Below are 22,377 nucleotides of genomic sequence, written 5' to 3'. Positions count from 1 at the left end.
CGGGGGCCGGGGCTCAGTCACCGTAGATGACCTTGCCCACAATGCTCAGCGCCGTTTCGACCGTTTGTTCGAAGTCCAGCTCCGAGGAATCCAGGGTGACCACACCGTCGGCGGCCTGCGTGAAGTTCACCACGGTGGAGTCCTTGGCATCGCGGTGAATCACTTGGGCGGCCAGCTGCTCGTGGCTCTGCGTTCCGCCCAACTGGAGGCCGCGTCGCCGCAGCCTCGCTTCCTCGCTGGCAGTCAGCAGCATGCGGACCTCCGCAGAGGGCGCGACGACGGTGGTGATGTCCCGTCCCTCCACCACCATGCGGCGGTGGTGCTGTTCGATCAGCTGGCGCTGGCGGCGAATCAACTCGTTGCGGGCACCCAGCGTGGTTGCCACTGCGCTGACGGATGACGAGATCCTCGGCTCACGGATTTCCTCAGTGATGTCCACCCCGGCAACGCTGACGTATTCGGCGTTGGCGCTGGTGCTGAGTTCCAGCGGCAGGTCCTTTGAGGCCTGCTCGACGGCGGCGCCGTCGCTGAGGTCGATGCCGGTCTTGAGGCAGTACCAGGTCAACGCACGGTACATGGCACCCGTGTCGAGATAGGCGAGCTTCAAGCGCCGGGCCACTTCCTTGCTCACGCTGGATTTGCCGGATCCTGACGGGCCGTCGATGGCGACGACGAGCGGCTTGCCCGGACGAACTACGGTCTCCGGGCCGAAAAGTTCACGTGTCATTACTGGAGTACCCGCCATCCACGGTCGGTCAAGGCTTCAACAAGGAGGTCATGTTTGTTCGGCATGACGGAGAGTTCCACCATGCCAACGTTCTGCCCTGACGAGTGATCCAGGCGGAGATCTTCAACGTTGACGCCGATCTCACCGATCTCCGTCAACAGCCTGGCGATCTGCCCGGGCCGGTCGTCTACCAGAACTGTAAGCCATGAATATGCCTGCGGGGGTCCGCCGTGCTTTCCCGGGATCCTGGCCTGCCCCGCGTTGCCCTCGCTGATGAGCTGGGCAAGGTCCAGCCGGGCGCCGGGTGCCGTGGGATCCTCCAGGGTACCGATCAGACGGTTGAGGTCCTCGCGGACGCCATGAAGGATATGCACCATCTTGGCCGCATTGTTGCCCAGGATCTGCACCCATAGGGTGGGATCGCTGGCAGCAATCCTCGTGGTGTCCCGCAACCCGTTGCCAGCCAAAGACAGCGCGTGGAGCGGCGTCCCCTGCAGGCGGCTGGCCAGAAGCGAAGACATCACCTGGGGCAAATGCGATACCAGCGCAACCGCTTCATCGTGCTCCTCCGCCGTGAACTGGGAAACTATTGCCCCCAGGTCACCGGCGAGGGAACGCGCAGCGTGAAGCGCGTCGGCGCTGGTCTCGTCGGACGGGCAAAGGACCCAGGGCATGGACGTGAAGAGCTCGCCGCGGGCAGCGACGGGCCCCGATTTCTCGCGCCCCGCCATCGGGTGCGTCCCGACGTAACGGGACATGTCCACTCCACGGCCCCGGAGCTCGGACTGGATTGCCAGCTTGACGCTGGATATGTCCACCACAACGGCCTCCGGGTATTCACCCAGGGCACGCTCGACGACGTCGGCAGTCACATCCGGCGGCGCCGCGACAACAACCAGCTGGGGTGGGTTCTCAAGCTCGGACAGAGGCCTGCCCGCACCGATATCCACGGCCACGGCCTGGTTGGTTGGCGACGGGTCCGAAAGGAACACGGAGACACCCCGGCCACGCAGGCCGAGACCGATGCTGGCTCCGAGCAGGCCGGTGCCGAAAACGACCACCGGGCCGTCAAGGTGGCCCCGGCCGTGCGAGTGGAATGCCGACATGCCTTACAGTCCTACGGAGGCCAGGAGGTGTCCGACTTCCTGCTTGCCGAGGTTGCGGATGCTCCCCTGGCGCTGGTCGCCCAGGCCGATGGGACCGATCTTGACGCGCACGAGACGGAGCACGGGGAAACCGACGGCTTCGAACAGACGGCGGACAATTCGGTTCTTGCCGGAGTGCAGCACGACCTCGATCAGGACGTGGCCCGGAGTGGAGTCCACCAGTTTGAAGGAGTCGACGGACGCGATGCCATCTTCGAGCTCGATGCCCTCCTTCAACTTCGCGCCGACACCCTGCGGGAACGGACCACGGACCTGGACCAGGTACGTCTTGGGCACCTCATAGGAAGGGTGCGTCAAGCGGTTGGCGAGTTCGCCGTCGTTGGTCAGCAGCAGCAGGCCCTCGGTGGCGACGTCGAGGCGGCCGACGTGGAAGAGGCGCTCGCCCTTGTTCTTGGCGGACTTGAGGAAGTCGCTGATGCAGGGACGGCCTTCGGGATCTTCCATCGTGGAAACGACGCCCTTGGGCTTGTTGAACACCATGTAGAGCATGGTGTCATCGAGCTGGATGCGGATTCCGTCTACGTGGATCACCGCGGTAGCGGGGTCCACGCGCATGCCCAGCTCGGTGGTGAGCTGGCCGTTGACCTCGACGCGGCCTTCCTCGATCATTTCCTCGCAGACGCGGCGGGAAGCCACGCCCGCCTGGGCCATGACCTTCTGCAGGCGCACGCCATCGGCGTCGTGCTGCTCGGACTGCGCCACCTCGCCGCGGCGGCCGCGGGGCTTGCGGATCGGGCCAAGGTTCTGGCCGAAGCGCTCACTGCCGAAGGCGCGGGAAGCGTACTGCTTCTTGTTGCTGGCTTTGGGCTTCAATGCGCCCGGCGTGCCCGGAGCCTTGCCGAAGCCGGGCTTGTTGGAGCCAGGCTTGCGAGGGGCCTTGGCCGGCCTGGGATCTTGGCGGCCGGCGTCTTCACGGCGCCCGTAGCCTCCGGCCGACGTGGGGTTGTCCGGATCGAAGGGGCGCTCTTCACGCGGACGCGTGGGCTTGAAGGGGCGTTCTCCGCCCGGGGAGAAGCTGCGCTTGCTGCCTCCGGAGGCGCCGCCGGCACGGCTTGCGCCACCCCGGCCGGCACCGAAGCCGCTGCCTCCGGCGCGGCCGGCACCGCTGCGGCCGGCATTGTTGCGGCCTGAGTCTTGCGACTCGTTGCGTCCGGAATTGTTTCGTCCCGAACTGTTACGTGGTGAACCCTGGCGTCCCGCCTGTGTCATGACCCGTCCTTTTGTTATGGTGGCCGGCTTGTTCTTTCTCAACGTAAGCCAGCCGGACAGAGAATATCTGTCCCGTGTGTCTGCCCGCTACTAGCCGGGCGTTTGTAGATCCTTGCAATATTGAGTTGTTCAGCTTGCCGGCGGCCGGCTTTCCTGCGACTACATGCGTTCGGCGTCGAAGAACTCCTCGATGCCCTCCAGCCCCGGAAGGTGGGGGGACAATTGAGGCAGTTCCGCCACCGAGCCAATGCCCATGCGTGCGAGGAAGTACGAGGTGGTCCGGTAAAGGATCGCCCCCGATTCAGGATCGGTACCCGAGTCCTCGATCAGCCCGCGTTGGACAAGGGTCCGAACGACTGAATCGACATTGACGCCGCGGATGGCCGACACCCTGGCCCTGGAAACCGGCTGCCGGTACGCGATGACCGCCATGGTTTCAAGGGCTGCCTGCGTCAGCCGCGCGGTCTGGCCTTCGAGAACGAACCTGCCCACGACGTCGGCGAAATCCGCGCGTGAATAGATCCGCCACCCTCCGGCAACGTTCCGCAACTCAAAACCCCGGGGTGCAGCGCTGGCACTTGCATCAGTGTGCAAGTCATCAGCGTCCCTGCCCGGGGCTTTAACAGTATAGCCGCTATACTCCCGCCGCAGTCCCTCCAGCAAATCCTCGACGACGGCAACCGTCACGTTGAGCCCGGCGGCCAGTTCTTCCGCGGTGGCCGGTTGGTCGATCACCATCAGGACCGCTTCGAGGGCTGCGCGGACCCCGCCCGGCAAGGCTTCAAGCTCGGCGAGGCCGTCCCCGCCGGTTTCCTGCTCGCTCACAGCGGTTCCTCTCCTTGGTCGATCTGCTCGTACTCGTCGCTCATATTGTCGCTGCTCCACCCTTCGGGGCGCCCTGTCCAGCGGACCGTCAGTTCGGCGAGCGGACCCGGTTGATCAAACGCCACCACGCGGTCGCGGAACAGCTCGAGGAGCGCCAGGAACCGGACCACGACGACGAGCGTGGATTCGGCGTCGGCGATCAGTGCCCTGAATGTTTGTGGCTGGCCCCGCTGCAGGCGGTACCCGATGATCTCGGCTTGTTCCTTGACACTGACGGGTGTTCCGTGAAGGTGGTCGAGCCCGACTTCCTCGGGCGTGTTGTCCTTGGGTGCCAGCGTCTTGGCGGCCAGCGCGGCGAACTGTTCGGGCGTATGGCGCCAGATCAGCTCCGGCAGCATTGCCGCGAAATGCCCTTCCAACGCGACTTGCCGCGGGAAGCGCCGGGCTTCCGATTCCAGGGTGCCGGACATGATCGCGGACACCTGTTTGAAGGCCTTGTACTGCAACAGCCTGGCGAAGAGGAGATCCCGGGCCTCCAGCAAGGCAATGTCCTCGGCATCTTCGACCTCACCGGCCGGCAGGAGCCTCGCGGCTTTGAGGTCCAGGAGCGTTGCGGCGATGACCAGGAATTCGCTGGCCTCGTCCAGGGCCCAGTCCTCCCCCAGTTCCTGCAGGCGCCGGATGTACTTGATGAACTCATCCGTGACGGTCGCCAGCGCAACTTCCGTGATATCCAGCTTGTGCTTGGAGATCAGGCCGAGCAGGAGATCGAAGGGGCCGGTGAAGTTTGCCAGCCTGACTTCGAAGCCGGCCTTCCGTCCGGAAAGCCGGGCTCCGGCGTCGTCCGCGTTGTCTTCAGGTGGGTTCGACGGCGGCGCGTCGTCCGCCAGGACGGTCGCGGTTTCAGGGGCGAGTGGCTCTGCCACGCTGGCTAGGGTGCGCCGCCGCGCGAAATCAGTTCCTTGGCCAGGCGGCGGTAGGCGTCGGCACCGATGTGGTTTCCGGCGTAGCTGGTGATGGGCTCCGCGGCGACCGTGGCGTCGGCGAATTTGATGGAACGCTTGATGACGGTCTCGAAGACCTTGTCCCCGAACGCCTCCACGAGCCTGGAAATGACTTCGCGGCTGTGCAGGGTGCGCGCGTCGTACATTGTGGCGAGCACCCCGTCCACCTGAAGGCGCGGGTTCAACCGGTCCTGCACTTTTTCGATCGTTTCCACGAGCAGTGCCACCGCGCGGAGGGCGAAGAATTCGCAGATCAGCGGGATGATGACGCCGTGCGCAGCGGTCAAGGCGTTGACCGTGAGGAGGCCGAGGGACGGCTGGCAGTCAATGAGCACCACGTCGTAGTCGTCCTCGACGCTCTTGAGCGCGCGGTCCAGCACTTGCTCGCGCGCTACTTCGTTGACCAGCTGGACCTCGGCGGCGGAGAGGTCGATGTTCGCCGGCAGGAGGTCGATGCCTTCGACGCCGGTCTTCTGGATGGCATCGCGGATGTCCACTTTGCGGTCCATCAGGACGTTGTAGACCGTGAGGTCGAGCTCGTGCGGGTTCGCGCCCAGGCCCGCGGAAAGCGCTCCCTGCGGGTCGAAGTCAACGAGCAGCACGCGCCGGCCGAATTCTGCGAGCGCAGCGGCGAGGTTGATGGTTGACGTGGTCTTGCCCACGCCACCCTTCTGGTTGACCATGGCAATGACGCGGGCCGGGCCATGGGAGGCCAGTGGCGCGGGCTCGGGGAAGTCGCGGTGCGGGCGGCCCGTGGGCCCCATGACGGCGTCTTCCAGATCGAAATCCGTGCCCTCCAGCGTAGTCGTTCCCCGTTCGCTGCTCACGTATCTATCCACTCTCTCCACGACGGTCATTTCCTGCGGCTGTCTCCAGCACCAGCACTGCTCCCCACCTAGGCTACAGCGCCCGACACGGCATTCTGCGGAACTTGACATTGCCCGCAGTTTGAGCCTTTACCTTCTAGCTGAAGTAGAAGGTTGGGTCGGCGTGCAACAAAATGTGCCCGCAAAACGCAGGGAAGGCAGGTCCCCTGACGGGTTCCTGCCTTGCCTGCGTGGATACTTCCAAACACTGTGCCGGACTAAGCGGCCACGGCCTCTTTCACCTCGGGTTCGGCATGGTGGCTGATCATGGTCAGCTCGTCGAAAGGAGTCGCACCGGACAGGACGTTGGTGACCTGCGTGCGGTCGATTTCCTTGACCCAGGTACCGATCAGCACGGTGGCCACCGCGTTGCCCGTGAAGTTGGTCAGGGCGCGGGCTTCAGACATGAAGCGGTCGATCCCGACGATCATGCCGACACCGCCCAGCAGTTCGGGCCGGTGTGCCTGCAGGCCTGCGGCGAGGGTGGCCAGGCCGGCACCGGAAACGCCGGCCGCCCCCTTGGACGCAATGATCATGAACACCAGAAGCGATACCTGGGCGCCCAGGTCCAGCGGAATACCCATGGCGTTGGCGACGAACAGCGAAGCCATGGTCAGGTAGATGGCGGTTCCATCCAGGTTGAAGGAATAGCCGGTAGGCACCGTGACACCGACAACCGGCTTGGAGACGCCGAGGTGCTCCATCTTGGCGATAAGCCTGGGCAGCGCCGCTTCGGAGGATGAGGTGGAGAAGATGAGCAGGTATTCGCGGGCCAGGTACTTCATCAGCTGGAAAATGCTGACGCCGGCAACGACCCGCAGCAAGCTGCCGAGTATCACCACGATGAAGAGCGCGCAGGTGATGTAGAAAGCGACCATCAGGGTGAGCATGCCGAAGATGGCTTTCACTCCGGTGGCGCCGACCACCGCGGCGATCGCACCGAAGGCGCCGACGGGCGCCAGCCACATGATCATGATGAGGATGCGGAAGACGAGCGCCTGCCCATGCTGGATGGCCTTGAGCACCGGCTGGCCCTGCGAACCCATGCGCTGCAGCGCGAAGCCCACCAGGATGGCAACCAGGAGCGTCGGCAGCACGGGAATGTCTCCGGGGATGATCCCCAGCAGGAAGTCGGCGGTGCTGTTCGAAGAAGCAGGCGCGTTCGGGTTGTACGGGATCAGCTTCAGCCCCTCGCCCGGGTGGATGATGTTGCCGACGACCAAACCAATGGCGAGCGCGAACGTGGACATCACCAGGAAGTAGATGAGTGCGAGGCCGCCGACCTTGCCGACCGTGGCAGCCTTGGCGATCGACCCGATGCCCAGGACGATGGTGCAGAAGATGACGGGGGCGATCATCATCTTGATGAGCTTGATGAATCCGTCACCCAAAGGCTTGAGTGATTTGCCCACTTCGGGGAAAAGCAGGCCGACGACGGCGCCCAGCACAACTGCGGCGATCACGGCGATGTAGAGGTAATGCGACTTGTCCAGCCCCTTGCGCCCGGCCTTCGCGGGTGCAATCTCTCCTCTTTGAGAGGTCATGGCTTTGCTCCTTATAGATACTCTGGAAAGCGCCGTGGTCCCTGCAAAATGTCCCTGCGTCGCTCTGCTGTGATACCCATCATTAGGCGCGGCGTGACATGCATCACTGTTGCGTTCATATTGGTCACAGGATGGCCCGTGGAAAGGAGCACGTGATCCGACGCTGGAGCATTGCCCGGAGACTCTTTGTGGCGAATCTGCTGTTCATTCTGGCGCTCACCGCGATCGTGGGAACGGTGGCCTTCGTGGACGCCCGGGACCGGGCCTACAACGACGCCGGCCAGCGCATGCAGGCTGTGGCCGCGGCGATCGCAGCCAACCCCCTCGTCCTTCAGGCCGCCGGCACACCAAACCCGTCCGCCGCCCTGCAGCCCTACGCCCAAGTGGTCATGGCCAACGCCCATACCGACTTCATCACCATCATGGCCCCGGACCGGACGCGCTGGACCCATGCGAACCCCGACGAGATCGGCAAACCCTACATCGGCACCATCGATCCGGCCCTCCACGGCCAGACCTTCACCGAGGTCACCGCCGGTACTCTCGGCCCGTCCGTCCGCACCATCGTTCCCGTGGAGGATTCCTCCGGGAAGGTACGGGCACTGGTCGCCGCGGGTGTCACGGTGCGGACGGTGGACGTCGCGGTCTCAGCCCGGCTCACGACGATCATCGCCTTCTCCCTGGCCATGCTCGCCGGAGGCTCGCTGGCCTCCTGGTTGTTGGGCCGCTACCTGCGTTCGGTCACCCGGGGGTGGGGACCGGAGCAATTGGCGCAGTTGTTCGCTTACTACGAGTCGGTCCTGCATTCTGTCCGCGAAGGCGTGGTGCTGATCGACACGGAAGGCCGCGTGGTCATGTACAACGACCAAGCCGCGGAGCTGCTGGGACTGGAGCGGTCCGACGTCGATCCCGCCGCGGGAGCCGCACCGCGCCTTGCGGACCTGCCCCTCGAGCCCAGCCTCCACGGGCTCTTCGAGTCCGGCCGGACGGCGCACGACGAAATCCACCTGACAGGGTCCAGGATCCTGGTGGTGAACCAGGCGCCCGCCGTGGGACCCCCGGGAATGAGGGGCCGGCAACGACCTGCCGTGTTCGGGACCGTGGCCACGCTCCGGGACAGGACGGAAATCGAGTCCTTGGGCAGTGAACTCGAAACCATGAAGACCCTGTCCGACGCCTTGCGGGCCCAGACACACGAACATGCCAACCGGCTGCACACCATCGTGTCCCTCATGGAACTCGGGCGGACCACCGACGCCCTGGACTTTGCCACCAAGGACCTTGAACTGAGCCAACAACTGACCGACCACCTCGTGGCGTCGGTGGACGAACCTGTCTTGAGTGCGCTCATCATGGGGAAGTCCGCCGAGGCGCACGAACGCGGGGCGGAGCTCACGGTCACGGTGACGGGCGGGGACGGACTCCGGGGCCTGGCTGTCCAGGACCTCGTGACGATCCTGGGCAACCTGCTCGACAACGCGCTCGACGCCGCTGCTGCCGCTCCCCCGCCCCGCAAAGTGGAACTGGGCATCGAATCGGGCCCCGAAGGAACCACGTTCACGGTGGTCGATTCCGGGCACGGGATCGATCCCGCCATCGTGGACGACGTCTGGCACTACGGATACAGCACCAAGGCGGCCGGCATCGGACAAACCGGGCAACCCGGAGCCCCGTCGCGCGGCGTGGGACTGGCCTTGGTGCGGCAAGCGGTACAGCGGCTGGGCGGTACGCTGTCCATCAGCGACTCCACGAGCGCCTTGGGCGGTGCGTTCTTCCGCGTAGCGCTCCCCGCGCCGGACTCCAGGAAAGAAGCCGAATGACCGAGATCCGCGTCCTCGTTGTCGAGGACGAACCCATCGCCGCCGATGCCCATGGCGTCTACGTCGGCCGAATCGACGGCTTCACCGTTGCGGGAACGGCCCCTGACGGACAATCGGCCCTGCGGCTGCTCAACGAGTTCGCTGTTGCCGGGCAGCCGGTGGACCTCGTCCTGCTGGACATGAACCTGCCGGATCTTCACGGACTGGACGTTGCCCGCCGGATGCGTGCTTCGGGACTGCTTGCGGACATCATCGCCATCACCGCCGTCAGGGAAGTGAACATTGTCCGCAGCGCGGTGTCGATCGGCGTGGTGCAGTACCTCATCAAGCCCTTCACGTTCGCGACGTTCGCAGACAAGCTCGCCAGCTACCGCGCCTTCCGTGAGCAGCTCGCCGCACCGGCGTCGGGCGCGCGGGCGAGCGGTGCGTCCCAAAGCGATGTGGACCAGGCGTTCGCGAGTCTCCGCGCCCCCTCCGAAGTCCCGCTGCCCAAGGGCCTTTCCGCCCATAGCCTGGAGTCCGTCAAAGACCTCCTGGCCAGCCTTGGCCGGCCGGTGTCCGCGAGCGAGGCAACCGTCGCCCTGGGGATGTCCCGGGTCACCGTACGCCGCTATCTCGAGTACCTGGCCGACGCCGGAATGGTCACCCGGAATGCTCGATACGGCACTCCGGGGCGGCCGGAGAACGAGTACCGCTGGAACCGGGGTTAGCCCACAATTCATCTTGGTGTATACATAGCTCGATCATTGGCCGGGCATTCTCGAGAAAAGCTAGGCTTGGTGGCCATTTGTGTATACACTGAGGACGTCCACCCAGCGAAGGAGGGTCCATGCGTGCCAGCGACAAAGCCTATGCGGCCCTGCGCGAAGACATCATTGAGTGGCGCCTGGCACCCGGAACGGTCCTCGCGGAAGTGGAACAATCCGAACGTTTGGGCGTGTCCCGCACACCGGTCCGGGAGGCGCTGAGCCGGCTCAGCGCGGAAGGGCTGACGACGGCGGCAGGCGGCCGCGGCGTCGTCGTCACCGACATCTCGCTGGACGACATCGACGAACTGTTCGAGCTGCGCGAAACCCTGGAAGGCAAAGCCGCAGCCCTCGCCGCGAAGCGAGGCGAACATGCGGTGTTCGAGCAGCTGCACGCCGAGCTCCTCCGGGCGCCCGAGATGCTCAACGACAGCGATCCTGCACGGCACGACTACTACGCCCTGGTGGGACGGCTCGACGACGCGATCGACGAAGCCATCTCCAATTCCTACCTCGCCCAGGCCATGCGCAGCTTGCGCGTCCACCTCGTGCGGGTCCGCCGCCTCGCGGCCGACGACGCCGAACGCCTCCATGCCGCCGCGGCCGAGCATGCCGCGATCGCCGAAGCCATCGCGGCAGGCAACCCCCGGCTCGCCGAAGCCGCCACCACCCTTCACCTGCACCGCAGTCTCTCCCACGTCAAAGCCACCCACACACCTCACTAAGGAGCACCATGGTGAAGAACAACCACGTCCGCGTCTATAAGAGCGAAGAAAACCTTGCCCGCGAGGAGCAACTGGCGCACAAGATCGCCACCGTTGCCGCCGACCCCGTCGAGGTGACTCCCGAGGTCACCGACATGATCATCAACCGGATCATCGACAACGCCTCCGTCGCCATCGCTTCCTTGAACCGCGCCCCGATCGTCGCCGCCCGGGCTCAGGCTTTGACCCACGCGCCGACCACCAACGGCAAGGGCTCGTCCGTTTTCGGCATCAGCGACAAAGTCTCCCCCGAGTGGGCCGCCTGGGCCAACGGCGTCGCCGTGCGCGAACTCGACTACCACGACACGTTCCTGGCCGCGGACTACTCCCACCCGGGCGACAACATCCCGCCGATCCTCGCCGTGGCGCAGCACGTCGGCGCGGGCGGCAAGGACCTGATCCGCGGCATCGCCACGGGCTACGAAATCCAGGTGAACCTGGTCAAGGCCATCTGCCTGCACAAGCACAAGATCGACCACGTAGCGCACCTCGGCCCGTCCGCCGCCGCCGGTATCGGCACCCTCCTGGGCCTGGACGTCGAGACGATCTTCCAGTCCGTCGGCCAGGCCCTGCACACCACCACGGCCACGCGGCAGTCCCGCAAGGGCGAAATCTCCACCTGGAAGGCCCACGCCCCGGCGTTCGCCGGCAAGATGGCCGTCGAGGCCGTGGACCGCTCCATGCGCGGCCAGACCTCCCCCGTGCCGATCTACGAAGGCGAAGACGGCGTCATCGCCTGGATGCTCGACGGCCCGGATGCCTCCTACGAGGTCCCGCTGCCCGAAGCCGGAGAGCCCAAGCGGGCCATCCTGGACACCTACACCAAGGAACACTCCGCCGAATACCAGGCCCAGGCCTGGATCGACCTCGCCCGCAAGCTGAACAAGGAGCACCCGGAGGCCACGGACCCGGCCAACGTGAAGTCCGTCCTGATCAAGACGAGCCACCACACCCACTACGTGATCGGCTCCGGCGCCAACGACCCCCAGAAATACTCGCCCACCGCTTCACGCGAGACGCTGGACCACTCCATCCCGTACATCTTCACCGTCGCCCTGCAGGACGGTTCCTGGCACCACGTCGACTCCTACAGCCCGGAACGCGCAGGACGGGCGGACACCGTGGAACTCTGGCACAAGGTCACCACCGTCGAGGACCCGGAATGGACCCGCCGCTACCACTCCCTGGACATCGCGGAGAAGGCCTTCGGCGGCACCGTGGTCATCACCCTCAACGACGGCACCGTCATCACGGATGAGATCGCCGTGGCCGATGCCCACCCGCTCGGCGCCCGGCCGTTCGCCCGCGAACAGTACGTGAACAAGTTCCGCACGCTTGCTGCCGGTTTGGTCGAGGAGGCCGAGATCGAAAGGTTCCTCACCGCCGTCGAGCGCCTCCCGGAGCTCGGCCCGGGCGAGCTGGACCAGCTGAACATCCAAGCCGCCCCCGGCGTCATCGACCTCGCCGCCGCACCGAAGGGACTGTTCTAGATGCTCTATTCCAAGACCACGCCTGAGCAGAAGCGGCTCGCCCTCCGCGAGATGCTCGCTTCCGGGACCATCGTCCAGTTTCCCGGCGCCTTCAACCCGCTCTCGGCACGGCTGATCGAGGAGAAGGGCTTCCCCGGCGTCTACATCTCCGGTGCCGTCCTCGCCAACGACCTCGGCCTTCCGGACATCGGACTCACGACCCTTACCGAGGTCGCCACCCGTGCAGGGCAGATCGCCCGCATGACCGAACTCCCGTGCCTGGTGGACGCGGACACCGGATTCGGCGAACCGATGAACGTGGCCCGCACCATCCAGGAGCTCGAGAACGCCGGGCTGGCCGGTTGCCACATCGAGGACCAGTTCAACCCGAAGCGTTGCGGGCACCTTGACGGCAAGAACGTCGTCGACGTCGATACCGCTGCCAAGCGCATCCGTGCGGCAGCCGACGCCAGGCGCGATGCGAACTTCCTCATCATGGCCCGGACCGATATCCGCGCCGTCGACGGGATCGAGGCCGCACAGGAACGCGCCCGGGCGCTCGTCGACGCCGGCGCCGACGCGATCTTCCCCGAAGCCATGAAGGATCTCAGCGAGTTCCAAGCCATCCGTGATGCAGTGGACGTGCCGATCCTGGCCAACATGACCGAGTTCGGCAAGAGCGAGCTCTTCACCGTGGAAAAGCTCCGAGGCGTGGGCGTGAACATGGTGATCTACCCGGTCACCCTGCTCCGCATTGCCATGGGGGCTGCAGAGCGTACGCTGGAAACGATCAAGGCCACAGGAACGCAGGAGGCGCAGGTGGAGAACATGCTCACCCGTGCGCGGCTCTATGACCTCGTGGACTACGAGGCTTACAACCACTTCGACACGAGCGTTTTCAACTTCCAGGTTCCTGGGCTCAGCCGGTAACTGGATCAACCAAGGGATGCAGGCGCTCCGGCTATTCCGGAGTGCTTGCCGATGAACGAAGGAGAACAGCATGGTAGCTGTTGAGATCAAGAAGGGCCTGGCCGGCGTCGTGGTTGACTACACCGCGATCTCCAAAGTCAATCCGGACACCAACTCGCTGCTGTACCGCGGCTATCCCGTGCAGGAACTCGCCGCCAAGTGCAGCTTCGAAGAAGTTGCCTTCCTGCTGTGGAACGGCGAGTTGCCCACGCCGGAGGAGCTCGCAGAGTTCACAGCCCGCGAGCGCGCGGGCCGCGCCCTTGACCCCGTGGTGAAGCAGGTCATCGATGCTCTGCCGACGACTGCCCACCCCATGGATGTGTGCCGGACGGCCGCTTCGGTGCTGGGCGCACGGCACCCCCTGGCCGAGGATTCCACGCCCGAGGCCAACATGACCAAGGCAATCGACTTGTTCGCCGCGATGCCGGCGGTGGTCGCCTACGACCAGCGACGCCGGCGCGGCCAGGGAGTGGTGGATCCTCGCGAGGACCTCGGCTACTCCGCGAACTTCCTGTGGATGACCTTCGGCGAGGATCCCGTGGACGAGGTCGTGAAGGCGTTCAACGTCTCGATGATCCTCTACGCGGAGCACTCCTTCAACGCGTCCACCTTCACGGCGCGCGTTGTCACCTCCACGCTCTCGGACCTGCACTCCGCGGTCACCGCGGCGATCGGCGCCCTCAAGGGTCCGTTGCACGGCGGCGCCAACGAGGCCGTCATGCACACCTTCGAGGAAATCGGCATCCGCACCGAGGAATCGCTGGATGAGGCCGCCAGCCGGGCGAAGACCTGGATGGAACACGCCCTGGCGCAGAAGAAGAAGGTCATGGGATTCGGGCACCGCGTCTACAAGCACGGCGACTCCAGGGTTCCCACCATGAAGGCCGCACTGGACAAGATGATCGCCCACTACGGCCGGCCGGAAATCCTTGGGCTCTACAACGGCCTCGAGCAGGCCATGGACGAGGCCAAGGCGATCAAGCCCAACCTCGACTACCCCGCCGGACCGACCTACCACCTCATGGGCTTCGACACCCCGACCTTCACCCCGCTGTTCGTCGCCAGCCGGATCACCGGCTGGACCGCACACGTCATGGAGCAACTCGGATCGAACTCCCTGATCCGTCCGCTCAGCGAATACAACGGCGTCGACGAACGGCACCTGCCGTAATTTTCTGAACGTACGACGTCGGGCCGGTCACCTCAGGTACTCGCGAGGACCGGCCCGGCGTCGTTCTGGTTTCTGCCAGGAAGTCAGCGCGCGGCTCCCGAATCCAGCCACTCGGCCGTGTGGACTTCGGCGACGCTTTCATTGTCATGGGCAAGCACGACTTCAACGGCGATGCGTTGGCCGGAAATCATGGCCGGCAGCCAGTGTTCGGCGTCGGCCCACATCTGTTCGACTGGGAGTCCCTCCACCCGATACCACTGTGGCGCTATTTCATCGCTTTCGGCGGGTTCGCCGGTCCATTGCCCGGTCAGATACACCGTGGTGAACATGTTCCATTCGGGCTTGGCGGGGAAGACGAAATCCACAGTGCCCGCGGGGATAAGGTCCTCTTCTTCCACGTGGACGAAGATCTCTTCGTGGACTTCCCGGCATACGGCTTGGGCCGCCGTCTCTCCGGCCTCCACGTGTCCGCCGACACCCACGACCTTGCCGGTGCCGAAGCCGGTCTTTTTCCGACCGAGGAGCACCTCCTGTCCGGCGTTGCCGTCGCGGAGCAGGAAGCACAGGGTGACGTGGGCTGCGGTCATTGACCAAGCCTAACCCTGCAGCCCCGCATCGGGTTCAGGGCGACGCGTCAGCCGAGCGCCCGCGGGTGCGCAGCGGCGTACACTTCGCGCAAGGTGTCGGCAGTGACCAAGGTGTACACCTGCGTGGTGGTCACCGAGGCGTGGCCCAGGAGCTCCTGCACCACCCGGACATCGGCGCCGCCCTCCAGGAGATGCGTGGCGAACGAATGCCGGAGGGTGTGCGGCGAGACATCCTTGGTGATGTTTGCCTTCTCCGCCGCTGTCTTGAGAATGGTCCAGGCGCTCTGCCGGCTGATCCGGCCTCCGCGGGCATTCAGGAACAGTGCCGGGGTGCCTTTGCCTTTCGCGGCCAGCGCCGGCCGTCCGCGAACCACGTAGGACCCGACGGCGCGGGCACCATAGGACCCCAGCGGCACCAGGCGCTCCTTGGAACCTTTCCCGAAGAGCCTGACGATCGCGGGGCCATCGGATTCCGCGTCGAGGGAGACATCGTCGACGTCGAGCCCCACCGCTTCGCTGATGCGGGCGCCCGTGGAATAGAGGAACTCCAAAAGGGCCCGGTCCCGCAATCCGGTGGCGGTATCGGCGCCGGCAGCCTCAAGGATCCGGGTCACTTCGCCGACGCTGATGGCCTTCGGCAGCCGCTTGCCGGGCATGGGCGGGTGGACATCGCTCGCCGGATCGGCCGTCGTCGTGCCCTCCAGGGCCCAAAACTTGTGGAGCCCCCGGACGGCGACCACGGTGCGTGCAGCTGAGCGGACCCCGAGGGCGGCGCCACCATCCGAGCCGTCGGACAGTGCCTGGACAAAGGCCGTGACATCGTGGCGGGAGATGTTGCCAGGTTTGTCCACGCCGGACGCGGCCAGGAAGTTCGAATAGCGGGACAAGTCCCGGCGGTAAGCGGACAAGGTGTTGCGTGCGAGGCCACGTTCCACGCCCAGGTGTTGCAGGTAATCCGTGACGGCCCGGTCAATGGAGGTCTGGACCCGGGTCTCCGCGAGCTGGGGCACGGTCAGCGCTGGCTCGGGTGGGCGGGCCAGGGAGCATTGGCGGGGCGCAGGTTCCTGAAGCCGTCCGCGCGCGCGGCGGCGGCCGCGAGGATCCCGACGACGGCGGACGGGTTGTGCAGCCGGCCTTCGAGCACCGCTGAAACGGCTTCGTCGAGTGTCACCCACACGAGCTCGATTTCGGCTTCTTCATCCGTGCGGACGTGCCGTTCCGCCTCGGGAACGCTTCCCAAACCGCGTGCCAAATAGATGCGAATCGCCTCGCTCGAGGAGCCGGGCGAGTTGAAGAAGTCCGCGAGGACATTCCACGTGGCCGCGGTAAGATCGGCCTCTTCCGCGAGCTCCCGGGCTGCACCGACGACGAAGTCTTCGCCGGCCACGTCAAGAAGACCGGCCGGAATCTCCCACAGGTCCATGCCCACGGGATGGCGGTATTGCTTGAGCAACAGGATTTCGCCGTCGACATTCATCGGCAGCACCGCAACAGCACCGGGGTGGTCGATGTAGTCGCGGATCAAAGTGCCGGTGTCTTCGCCCAGTTCGAACGCGTCACTGACGACGTCCCAGATCCGGCCTTCATAGACCTTGCTGGACGACAAAAGACGGCGCGGGCTCGGCATGTCCGAAACCTTCCGAAAAGTGCTGGGGGTTTCAGAAAAACCGGGCATCGCGCCGTCCTTCGTTTGTGTGAGCGATTACTTTGCAGCTACCTTGCGGGCCGACTTTGCTCCGGCGTCCACGCCTGCCTGACGCTCCAGCGCAGCCTTCACGAGGCCGGCAAACAGGGGGTGGGGGCGCGTGGGGCGGGAGCTGAGCTCGGGGTGGGCCTGCGTTGCCACGTAGTACGGGTGTACTTCGCGCGGGAGTTCCACGAACTCGACCAGCTTGCCGTCGGGGGACGTTCCGGAGAACACGAGCCCCTCGGCCGCAATCTGCTCGCGGTACTTGTTGTTGACCTCGTAGCGGTGGCGGTGACGCTCGCTGACCGTCGTGGCACCGTAGGTCTCTGCGACCACGGAGCCTTCATCCAACGTGGCTTCGTAGAGGCCCAGGCGCATCGTGCCGCCGAGGTCGCCCTTGCCGTCCACGATGTCCAGTTGTTCTTCCATCGTGGCGATGACCGGGTACTTGGAGTCGGGTTCGAACTCGCTGGAGGACGCCCCTTCGAGGCCGACCACATTGCGGGCGTACTCGATGACCATGCACTGAAGGCCGAGGCACAGGCCCAGCACGGGAAGCTTCGTCTCGCGGGCAAACTTGAGCGCGCCGAGCTTGCCCTCCAGGCCACGGATGCCGAAGCCGCCGGGAACACAAATAGCGTCGACGCCTGCCAAGGACTTCGTGGCGCCTTCGAGGGTTTCGCATTCGTCGGACGGGACCCACCGGATCTTGACCTTGGTTTCGTTCGCAAAACCACCGGCACGCAAGGCCTCGGTCACGGACAAGTAAGCGTCCGGGAGGTCGATGTACTTGCCCACCAGGGCAATTTCAACGTGGTGCTTGGGGTTGTGGACTGCTTCGAGGAGCTTGTCCCAGCTGGTCCAGTCGACGTCCTTGAACGGGAGATCCAGGGCTCGGACGACGTAGGAGTCAAGGCCCTGGGAGTGCAGCGTCTTGGGGATGTCGTAGATGCTGGGAGCATCGGCGGCGTTGATCACGGCGTCAATATCGACGTCGCACATGCGGCCGATCTTCTCGCGCATGGCGTCGGGCACTTCGCGGTCCGAGCGGATGACGATCGCTTCCGGCTGGATGCCGAGCGAACGCAGCGCGGCAACAGAGTGCTGTGTTGGTTTGGTCTTCAGTTCCTGCGAGGGGCCGATGTAGGGCACCAACGAGACGTGCAGGAAAAAGACGTTGTTCCGGCCGATGTCCTGGCGGACCTGGCGTGCGGACTCGAGGAAAGGCTGCGACTCGATGTCGCCAACGGTGCCGCCGATTTCGGTGATGATGACGTCAGGAGCGTTCTTGCCCTCAGCGGGGAGGCGCATGCGGCGCTTGATCTCATCCGTGATGTGCGGGATGACCTGGACGGTGTCGCCGAGGTACTCACCACGCCTTTCCTTGGCGATAACCGTCGAGTAGATCTGGCCGGTTGTGACGTTGGCCGAACCCTCGAGGTTCTCATCGAGGAACCGCTCGTAGTGTCCGATGTCGAGATCGGTTTCGGCGCCGTCGTCAGTGACGAAGACTTCGCCGTGCTGGAAGGGGTTCATCGTGCCCGGATCCACGTTGAGATAGGGATCGAGCTTCTGCATAGTTACAGACAAACCGCGTGCCCGCAGCAGGTGGCCGAGGCTCGAAGCCGTCAGTCCCTTGCCGAGCGAGGACGCCACACCGCCAGTGACAAAGATGTGTTTGGTCGTCTTGGACGAGCCCGGAAACCGGGAATTTACACGGGAATTTGATCGCTGCACCACGGAATTCGAGCCTATCATCAATTGCGCCTCCAAAGGATCCGCTAGCCGTTTTCCCAAATGCTCAATAGTCCCCTGCCATCGGGCAAGGATCAAGAGTAAAGCCCACCCGGAACGGCAAAACAGCTCAGCCGCCCGGGAATCAGCTGCTTGGCCTCAGGTACCGCAGAAGGAGCCTCCCTGTCCGGCGAAAGCGCGCATGTGACCGATGTCCCAGGCCGCAGCCGGGTAGCTACGCCTGCTGCGGGAGAACCTTCGCGTCGTCCAGCAATTCCTGGGCATGCGCCCGCGCGGACTCCGAGTCTTCCTGGCCCGCCAGCATCCTGGCAAGCTCTTTCACGCGTTCCTCGTCATCGAGGAGCTGCACGTCGCTGGACGTGAAGCCCGTGGCGGTCTTGCCGTCGCTTCCCCTGACCGAGGTCTTGGTGACGCGGATATGTTGGTCGGCGAAGGCAGCCACCTGCGGCAAGTGGGTTACCACCAGCACCTGGACGTGGCGGGCCAGCATGGCAAGCCGGCGTCCGATCTCCACGGCCGCGCGCCCGCCAACTCCGGCGTCCACCTCGTCAAAGACGAACGTCGGCACCGGATCCACGGCCGCGAGGACCACTTCGATGGCGAGCATCACGCGTGACAACTCGCCACCGGACGCCCCCCTGCCAAGGGGGCGGGCAGGGGCACCCGAGTGTGGCTGCAGGAGGAAGGAGATGTCGTCGACGCCGTGGGGGCCCAACTGTCCTTGGCTGTCCACCTCGATCACCAGGGTTGCGTCGGCCATCGCGAGGGCGGTGAGTTCCGCGCTCACGCGCGTGGAAAGTTCTTTGGCTGCCTTCGATCGCGACTTCGAGATGCGCGCGGCTTGCTTCCGCAGCGTGGACTCTGCGGCAGTCACTTCGGCCTCGAGGGCTTCGATCCGGCTCGAGTCGTCCTGCAGTTCGTCGAGCCGGATCCTCGAAGCTGCGGCCCATTCCAAGACCTCGTCGATGCTCGGGGCGTACTTCCGGATGAGTTTGGCCAGGGCAGCGCGCCGTTCCTCGATCTCCGAGAGCCGTTCGGGCCCCTCGGAGTCCAGGGAGGCCTGGTAGCTGGACAGCTCCCCCGCGATGTCGTTGATGAGGAAGCCGATCTCGGCGAGCCGTGCAGCAGCTCCCGCCAACGCTTCGTCATGCTCGGAAACCTGGTCCAGCGCCCGTTTCGCGGAGTCGATCAGCGTGGTCGCGTCGGCTGTTTCGCCGAATTCCTCCGAAATCAGTGCTTCGTGCGCTGCCGCGGCGGCAATGCGGAGCTCTTCCACATTCGCCAGCTTCACTGCCTCGGCCTTGAGGGATTCATCCTCGCCCGGCTGCGGATCGACGTCGTCGATTTCACTGAGCGCGACCGCGAGCGATTCCGCCTCGCGCAGCCTTTCCCGCGCCTCGCTGCGGAGGGTATCGAGCTCCGCCTGGCTGGACTTCCAATGGGTGTAAAGCTCCTGGTATTCCGTGAGCGTCGCGGCGAGATCGGCACCGGCGAAGCGGTCCAGCGCGTGCCGCTGCGCCACGGCACCCTTGAGCCGGATCTGGTCCGACTGGCCATGCACCACCACCAGGCTCTCGCCAAGTTCCGCCAACACGCCTACAGGCGCCGATCTGCCGCCCACGAACGCACGGCTGCGGCCGTCCGCACCCACGGTGCGGGCCAGCAGGAGCTGGGTGCCGCCGTCGTACTCTTCCGCGTCGCCGCCCGCCTCCACGGCCCTTTCCACGGCACTGTGCGCCGGATCGAGCAAGAGCGTGGCCTCAGCAGAGGCCGACTTTGCACCGGAGCGTACCGCACCGGCGTCGGACCGCGCTCCCAGAAGGAGGCCGACGGCGGTGACCACCATGGTCTTGCCGGCGCCGGTTTCGCCCGTGACGACGCTCAAGCCTGGCCCCAACGGCAGGGTGGCGTCGGTGATGACGCCGAGATCACGGATCCGGAGTTCCTCGATCATGGTTTACATCTCCTTTGTGGGATCGGCCGCTCTACCTGTCCGCACGTCGTGGGGCGTCGGCAAAGGGCTGGGCTTGAAGGTCCTGATCACGGGGGTCGGGCCCGTGTGGATGTCGGCCGAACGGGGCGCCGGACCCCGCCAGCCGTGGATGGGGAGCTCAAACTTCCGAACGAGCCGCGCTGAGAACGGGGTCTGGTGCGTGCGCGCAAGCCGCACAGGCCGGGTGGACCGGGTGACTTCGATGCGGGCGCCGGGCGGCAGGTCCACGGAACGGCGGCCATCGCACCACAGTACGCCCTGGGCATCCGTCCGGGTGAGGATCTCCACGGCCAGCTTGGACCGCGGCGAAACCACGAGGGGCTTGGCGAAGAGGGCGTGGGCGCTGATGGGGACAATCACTAGTGCCTCCACCTCGGGCCACACTACCGGGCCGCCGGATGAGAAGGCATAGGCCGTGGAGCCCGTAGGGGTAGCCAGCACCACTCCATCGCAGCCGAAGGACGTCAGCGGACGCTCATCCACTTCGGTCACCACTTCGATCATGCGCTCCCGGTCCGCCTTTTCAATGGCGGCTTCGTTGAGGGCCCAGGTATGCCAGATCTTCTGGCCCCGGACCCACACCTGGACGTCGATGGTCATGCGTTCTTCCACGGTATAGTCGCGGCTGGCAATCCACTCCACAGTCTGGGCGAGATCGGCACGCTCGCTCTCGGCGAGGAAGCCAACATGCCCGAGGTTGACGCCCAACAGGGGAACATCGACGTTGCGGACCAGCTCGGCCGCGCGCAGTATGGTGCCGTCGCCGCCAAGAACCATGACGAGTTCGACGTCCTCCAGCCGGACATCCTCATGGAGTATCTCAATCGGCTTGTCCACCACGCCATAGAACCGTTCGATATCGTCCAGTTCGGACTTCTGCATCACGGGGATCAGGCCGGAGTAGTGGAGCTGCCCGCAGGCATCCCAGGCCGCGCGAAGGGAGTCCTCGCGCCCGGTGTGGGCAAGGACCATAACGCGCCTGCTCATGGTGTTCTGCTTTCTAGTGGGTGGTCCAGATTCGTTCCATCAGTGCAGCAACTTCCTCGTCCCGCTCTTCGATCTTAGGCAAGTCCACCTGCATCCTGCGTCTTATCCACAGGAAGTACTCCACATTTCCGTCCTGGCCGGGCAAGGGGCTCGGTGCAAGGCCGCAGAGTTCAAGCCCTGCATCCACGGCGGCCTGCGCGACTTGGGCCACCGCGCGCCGCCGTTCATGGTCCGAGGTGACCACGCCGGTGCGGCTCAGCCGCTCCTTGCCCACCTCGAATTGCGGCTTCACCATGAGCACCAGGTCTCCCCCGGGTTCTGTGCACGCCGCGAGCGGGTGCAGAACCAGCGTGAGGGAAATGAAGGACAAGTCTGCCACAGTGAGCGCGGCCGGCCCGCCGATCTGCTCGGGCGTCATGTAGCGGACGTTGAGGCCCTCATGGACTGCCACACGGGGATCGTTCCGCAAGGACGGCACCAGCTGGTCATGCCCGACGTCGACCGCCACCACGTGCGCGGCACCTTGCCGGAGCAGCACGTCGGTGAAGCCACCGGTGGAGGCTCCGGCGTCGAGGCACCGCTTCCCCTCGACAACGACGGAAGGGAACGCCGCCAGCGCTCCGGCAAGTTTGTGTCCGGCGCGGCTGACGTAAACGTCCTCGGCATGGGCCTGAACGTCAATGTCCGTTTCTTCGGAGACCTGTTGCGCTGCCTTGGCGAGAACGCTGCCTCCGGAGCTGACTTTCCCGTCCGCAATGAGTTTCGCGGCATGGGTCCGCGATCTCGCCAATCCACGGCTGACGAGTTCCTGGTCGAGCCTGGCCATGCTCAGCGTTCGTCGGCGTCGAGGGCCGCCAGCAACAAGTCGTGGACCTCGGCATAGAGCCCGCTGTGTTCGGCCACCGGCGCAGCGGAGACCCCGGCCAGTCGCCCCAACGCGGAATCCACGGCGGCGTCACCTGTGGCGACCGTGTCGTCCGGCCATGGGGCATCGTGCGGCTCGACGCTTTGCGGCTTGAGGCCGTCCAGATCGATGGCACCCATTTCGGCTGCGCTCTCCGGGTGATCGTTCAACTCGCTCATTGGAC

The 22,377-nt window shown here is 65.3% G+C and carries 20 protein-coding genes and 1 pseudogene; 6 read left to right on the top strand and 15 right to left on the bottom strand.

Annotated elements, in window-relative coordinates; all coding sequences use genetic code 11:
- Positions 1-13: 13 nt before the first annotated feature.
- The 7 genes from cmk to OIT41_RS07610 all read right to left on the bottom strand — a co-directional run bounded on the left by cmk (position 14) and on the right by OIT41_RS07610 (position 7,341).
- A complete protein-coding gene (gene cmk / locus OIT41_RS07640) occupies positions 14-727 on the bottom strand; it encodes a (d)CMP kinase (RefSeq protein WP_078105605.1) in 714 nt (237 codons plus the stop codon).
- Positions 727-1,833, bottom strand: coding sequence for a prephenate dehydrogenase (locus OIT41_RS07635; protein ID WP_264637708.1), 1,107 nt, complete (start codon positions 1,831-1,833; stop codon positions 727-729). Before OIT41_RS07635 ends, cmk begins: the two co-directional genes overlap by 1 nt.
- Positions 1,834-1,836: 3 nt before the next feature.
- A complete protein-coding gene (locus OIT41_RS07630; protein WP_264637707.1) occupies positions 1,837-3,102 on the bottom strand; it encodes a pseudouridine synthase in 1,266 nt (421 codons plus the stop codon).
- A gap of 159 nt (positions 3,103-3,261) precedes the next feature.
- Positions 3,262-3,927 carry an SMC-Scp complex subunit ScpB gene (gene scpB / locus OIT41_RS07625; RefSeq protein ID WP_264637706.1) on the bottom strand — a complete coding sequence of 222 codons (666 nt, stop codon included), beginning with the start codon at positions 3,925-3,927 and terminating at the stop codon, positions 3,262-3,264.
- Positions 3,924-4,853 (bottom strand): segregation and condensation protein A, encoded by a 930-nt coding sequence (locus OIT41_RS07620; RefSeq protein ID WP_413542314.1) that lies wholly within the window; start codon positions 4,851-4,853, stop codon positions 3,924-3,926. Before OIT41_RS07620 ends, scpB begins: the two co-directional genes overlap by 4 nt.
- A 5-nt stretch (positions 4,854-4,858) precedes the next feature.
- Positions 4,859-5,758, bottom strand: a complete 900-nt coding sequence (locus tag OIT41_RS07615) for a ParA family protein (RefSeq protein WP_078105609.1) — start codon at positions 5,756-5,758, stop codon at positions 4,859-4,861.
- Positions 5,759-6,015: 257 nt separating this feature from the next.
- Positions 6,016-7,341: a cation:dicarboxylate symporter family transporter gene (locus tag OIT41_RS07610; protein ID WP_241710256.1), complete on the bottom strand. Its 1,326-nt coding sequence runs from the start codon at positions 7,339-7,341 to the stop codon at positions 6,016-6,018.
- A gap of 152 nt (positions 7,342-7,493) precedes the next feature.
- On the opposite strand from OIT41_RS07610, the gene OIT41_RS07605 reads away from it, so the two are divergent.
- The 6 genes and pseudogenes from OIT41_RS07605 to OIT41_RS07580 all read left to right on the top strand — a co-directional run bounded on the left by OIT41_RS07605 (position 7,494) and on the right by OIT41_RS07580 (position 14,280).
- Positions 7,494-9,161 (top strand): ATP-binding protein, encoded by a 1,668-nt coding sequence (locus OIT41_RS07605; protein WP_264637705.1) that lies wholly within the window; start codon positions 7,494-7,496, stop codon positions 9,159-9,161.
- Entirely contained in the window at positions 9,158-9,871 is a 714-nt protein-coding gene (locus tag OIT41_RS07600; RefSeq protein ID WP_078105612.1) for a response regulator, read from the top strand. The genes OIT41_RS07605 and OIT41_RS07600 overlap by 4 nt, the downstream gene beginning before the upstream one ends.
- Positions 9,872-9,990: 119 nt before the next feature.
- Positions 9,991-10,672, top strand: a pseudogene (locus OIT41_RS07595) (GntR family transcriptional regulator).
- On the top strand, positions 10,641-12,161 hold the full coding sequence (locus OIT41_RS07590; RefSeq protein ID WP_264637704.1) for an MmgE/PrpD family protein: 1,521 nt from the start codon (positions 10,641-10,643) through the stop codon (positions 12,159-12,161). The pseudogene OIT41_RS07595 and the gene OIT41_RS07590 overlap by 32 nt, the downstream one beginning before the upstream one ends.
- Positions 12,162-13,070: a methylisocitrate lyase gene (prpB, locus tag OIT41_RS07585; RefSeq protein WP_264637703.1), complete on the top strand. Its 909-nt coding sequence runs from the start codon at positions 12,162-12,164 to the stop codon at positions 13,068-13,070. It abuts the gene before it with no gap.
- A 70-nt stretch (positions 13,071-13,140) separates the two neighbouring features.
- Positions 13,141-14,280 carry a bifunctional 2-methylcitrate synthase/citrate synthase gene (locus tag OIT41_RS07580; RefSeq protein WP_078105616.1) on the top strand — a complete coding sequence of 380 codons (1,140 nt, stop codon included), beginning with the start codon at positions 13,141-13,143 and terminating at the stop codon, positions 14,278-14,280.
- 83 nt (positions 14,281-14,363) lie between these two features.
- Here the strand turns inward: OIT41_RS07580 and OIT41_RS07575 are convergent, their stop codons facing one another.
- From OIT41_RS07575 to OIT41_RS07540, 8 genes are all read right to left on the bottom strand, one after another.
- Positions 14,364-14,867, bottom strand: a complete 504-nt coding sequence (locus tag OIT41_RS07575) for an 8-oxo-dGTP diphosphatase (RefSeq protein ID WP_264637702.1) — start codon at positions 14,865-14,867, stop codon at positions 14,364-14,366.
- Positions 14,868-14,914: 47 nt separating this feature from the next.
- Complete coding sequence (gene xerD / locus OIT41_RS07570) at positions 14,915-15,907, bottom strand: site-specific tyrosine recombinase XerD (RefSeq protein ID WP_413542323.1); 993 nt, start codon at positions 15,905-15,907, stop codon at positions 14,915-14,917.
- Positions 15,880-16,542: an NUDIX domain-containing protein gene (locus OIT41_RS07565; RefSeq protein ID WP_078105618.1), complete on the bottom strand. Its 663-nt coding sequence runs from the start codon at positions 16,540-16,542 to the stop codon at positions 15,880-15,882. Before OIT41_RS07565 ends, xerD begins: the two co-directional genes overlap by 28 nt.
- 27 nt (positions 16,543-16,569) lie before the next feature.
- Complete coding sequence (locus tag OIT41_RS07560; protein WP_264637700.1) at positions 16,570-18,312, bottom strand: CTP synthase; 1,743 nt, start codon at positions 18,310-18,312, stop codon at positions 16,570-16,572.
- Positions 18,313-18,523: 211 nt separating this feature from the next.
- Positions 18,524-20,263: a DNA repair protein RecN gene (gene recN, locus OIT41_RS07555; RefSeq protein WP_264637699.1), complete on the bottom strand. Its 1,740-nt coding sequence runs from the start codon at positions 20,261-20,263 to the stop codon at positions 18,524-18,526.
- A gap of 3 nt (positions 20,264-20,266) precedes the next feature.
- The gene (locus OIT41_RS07550; protein ID WP_241710245.1) at positions 20,267-21,289 is read right to left on the bottom strand and encodes an NAD kinase; all 1,023 of its coding nucleotides are present in this window, start codon (positions 21,287-21,289) and stop codon (positions 20,267-20,269) included.
- A gap of 13 nt (positions 21,290-21,302) precedes the next feature.
- Complete coding sequence (locus OIT41_RS07545) at positions 21,303-22,115, bottom strand: TlyA family RNA methyltransferase (protein WP_241710244.1); 813 nt, start codon at positions 22,113-22,115, stop codon at positions 21,303-21,305.
- A gap of 2 nt (positions 22,116-22,117) precedes the next feature.
- Complete coding sequence (locus tag OIT41_RS07540) at positions 22,118-22,372, bottom strand: hypothetical protein (RefSeq protein WP_264637698.1); 255 nt, start codon at positions 22,370-22,372, stop codon at positions 22,118-22,120.
- Positions 22,373-22,377: the final 5 nt, after the last annotated feature.

This window comes from Arthrobacter sp. YA7-1 (assembly GCF_025960325.1).
In the GTDB taxonomy this organism is placed as follows: Bacteria; Actinomycetota; Actinomycetes; order Actinomycetales; family Micrococcaceae; genus Arthrobacter; species Arthrobacter bambusae_A.
The sequence above is the reverse complement of the archived record's forward strand: the minus strand, read 5'-3'. Positions and strand labels throughout refer to the sequence as shown.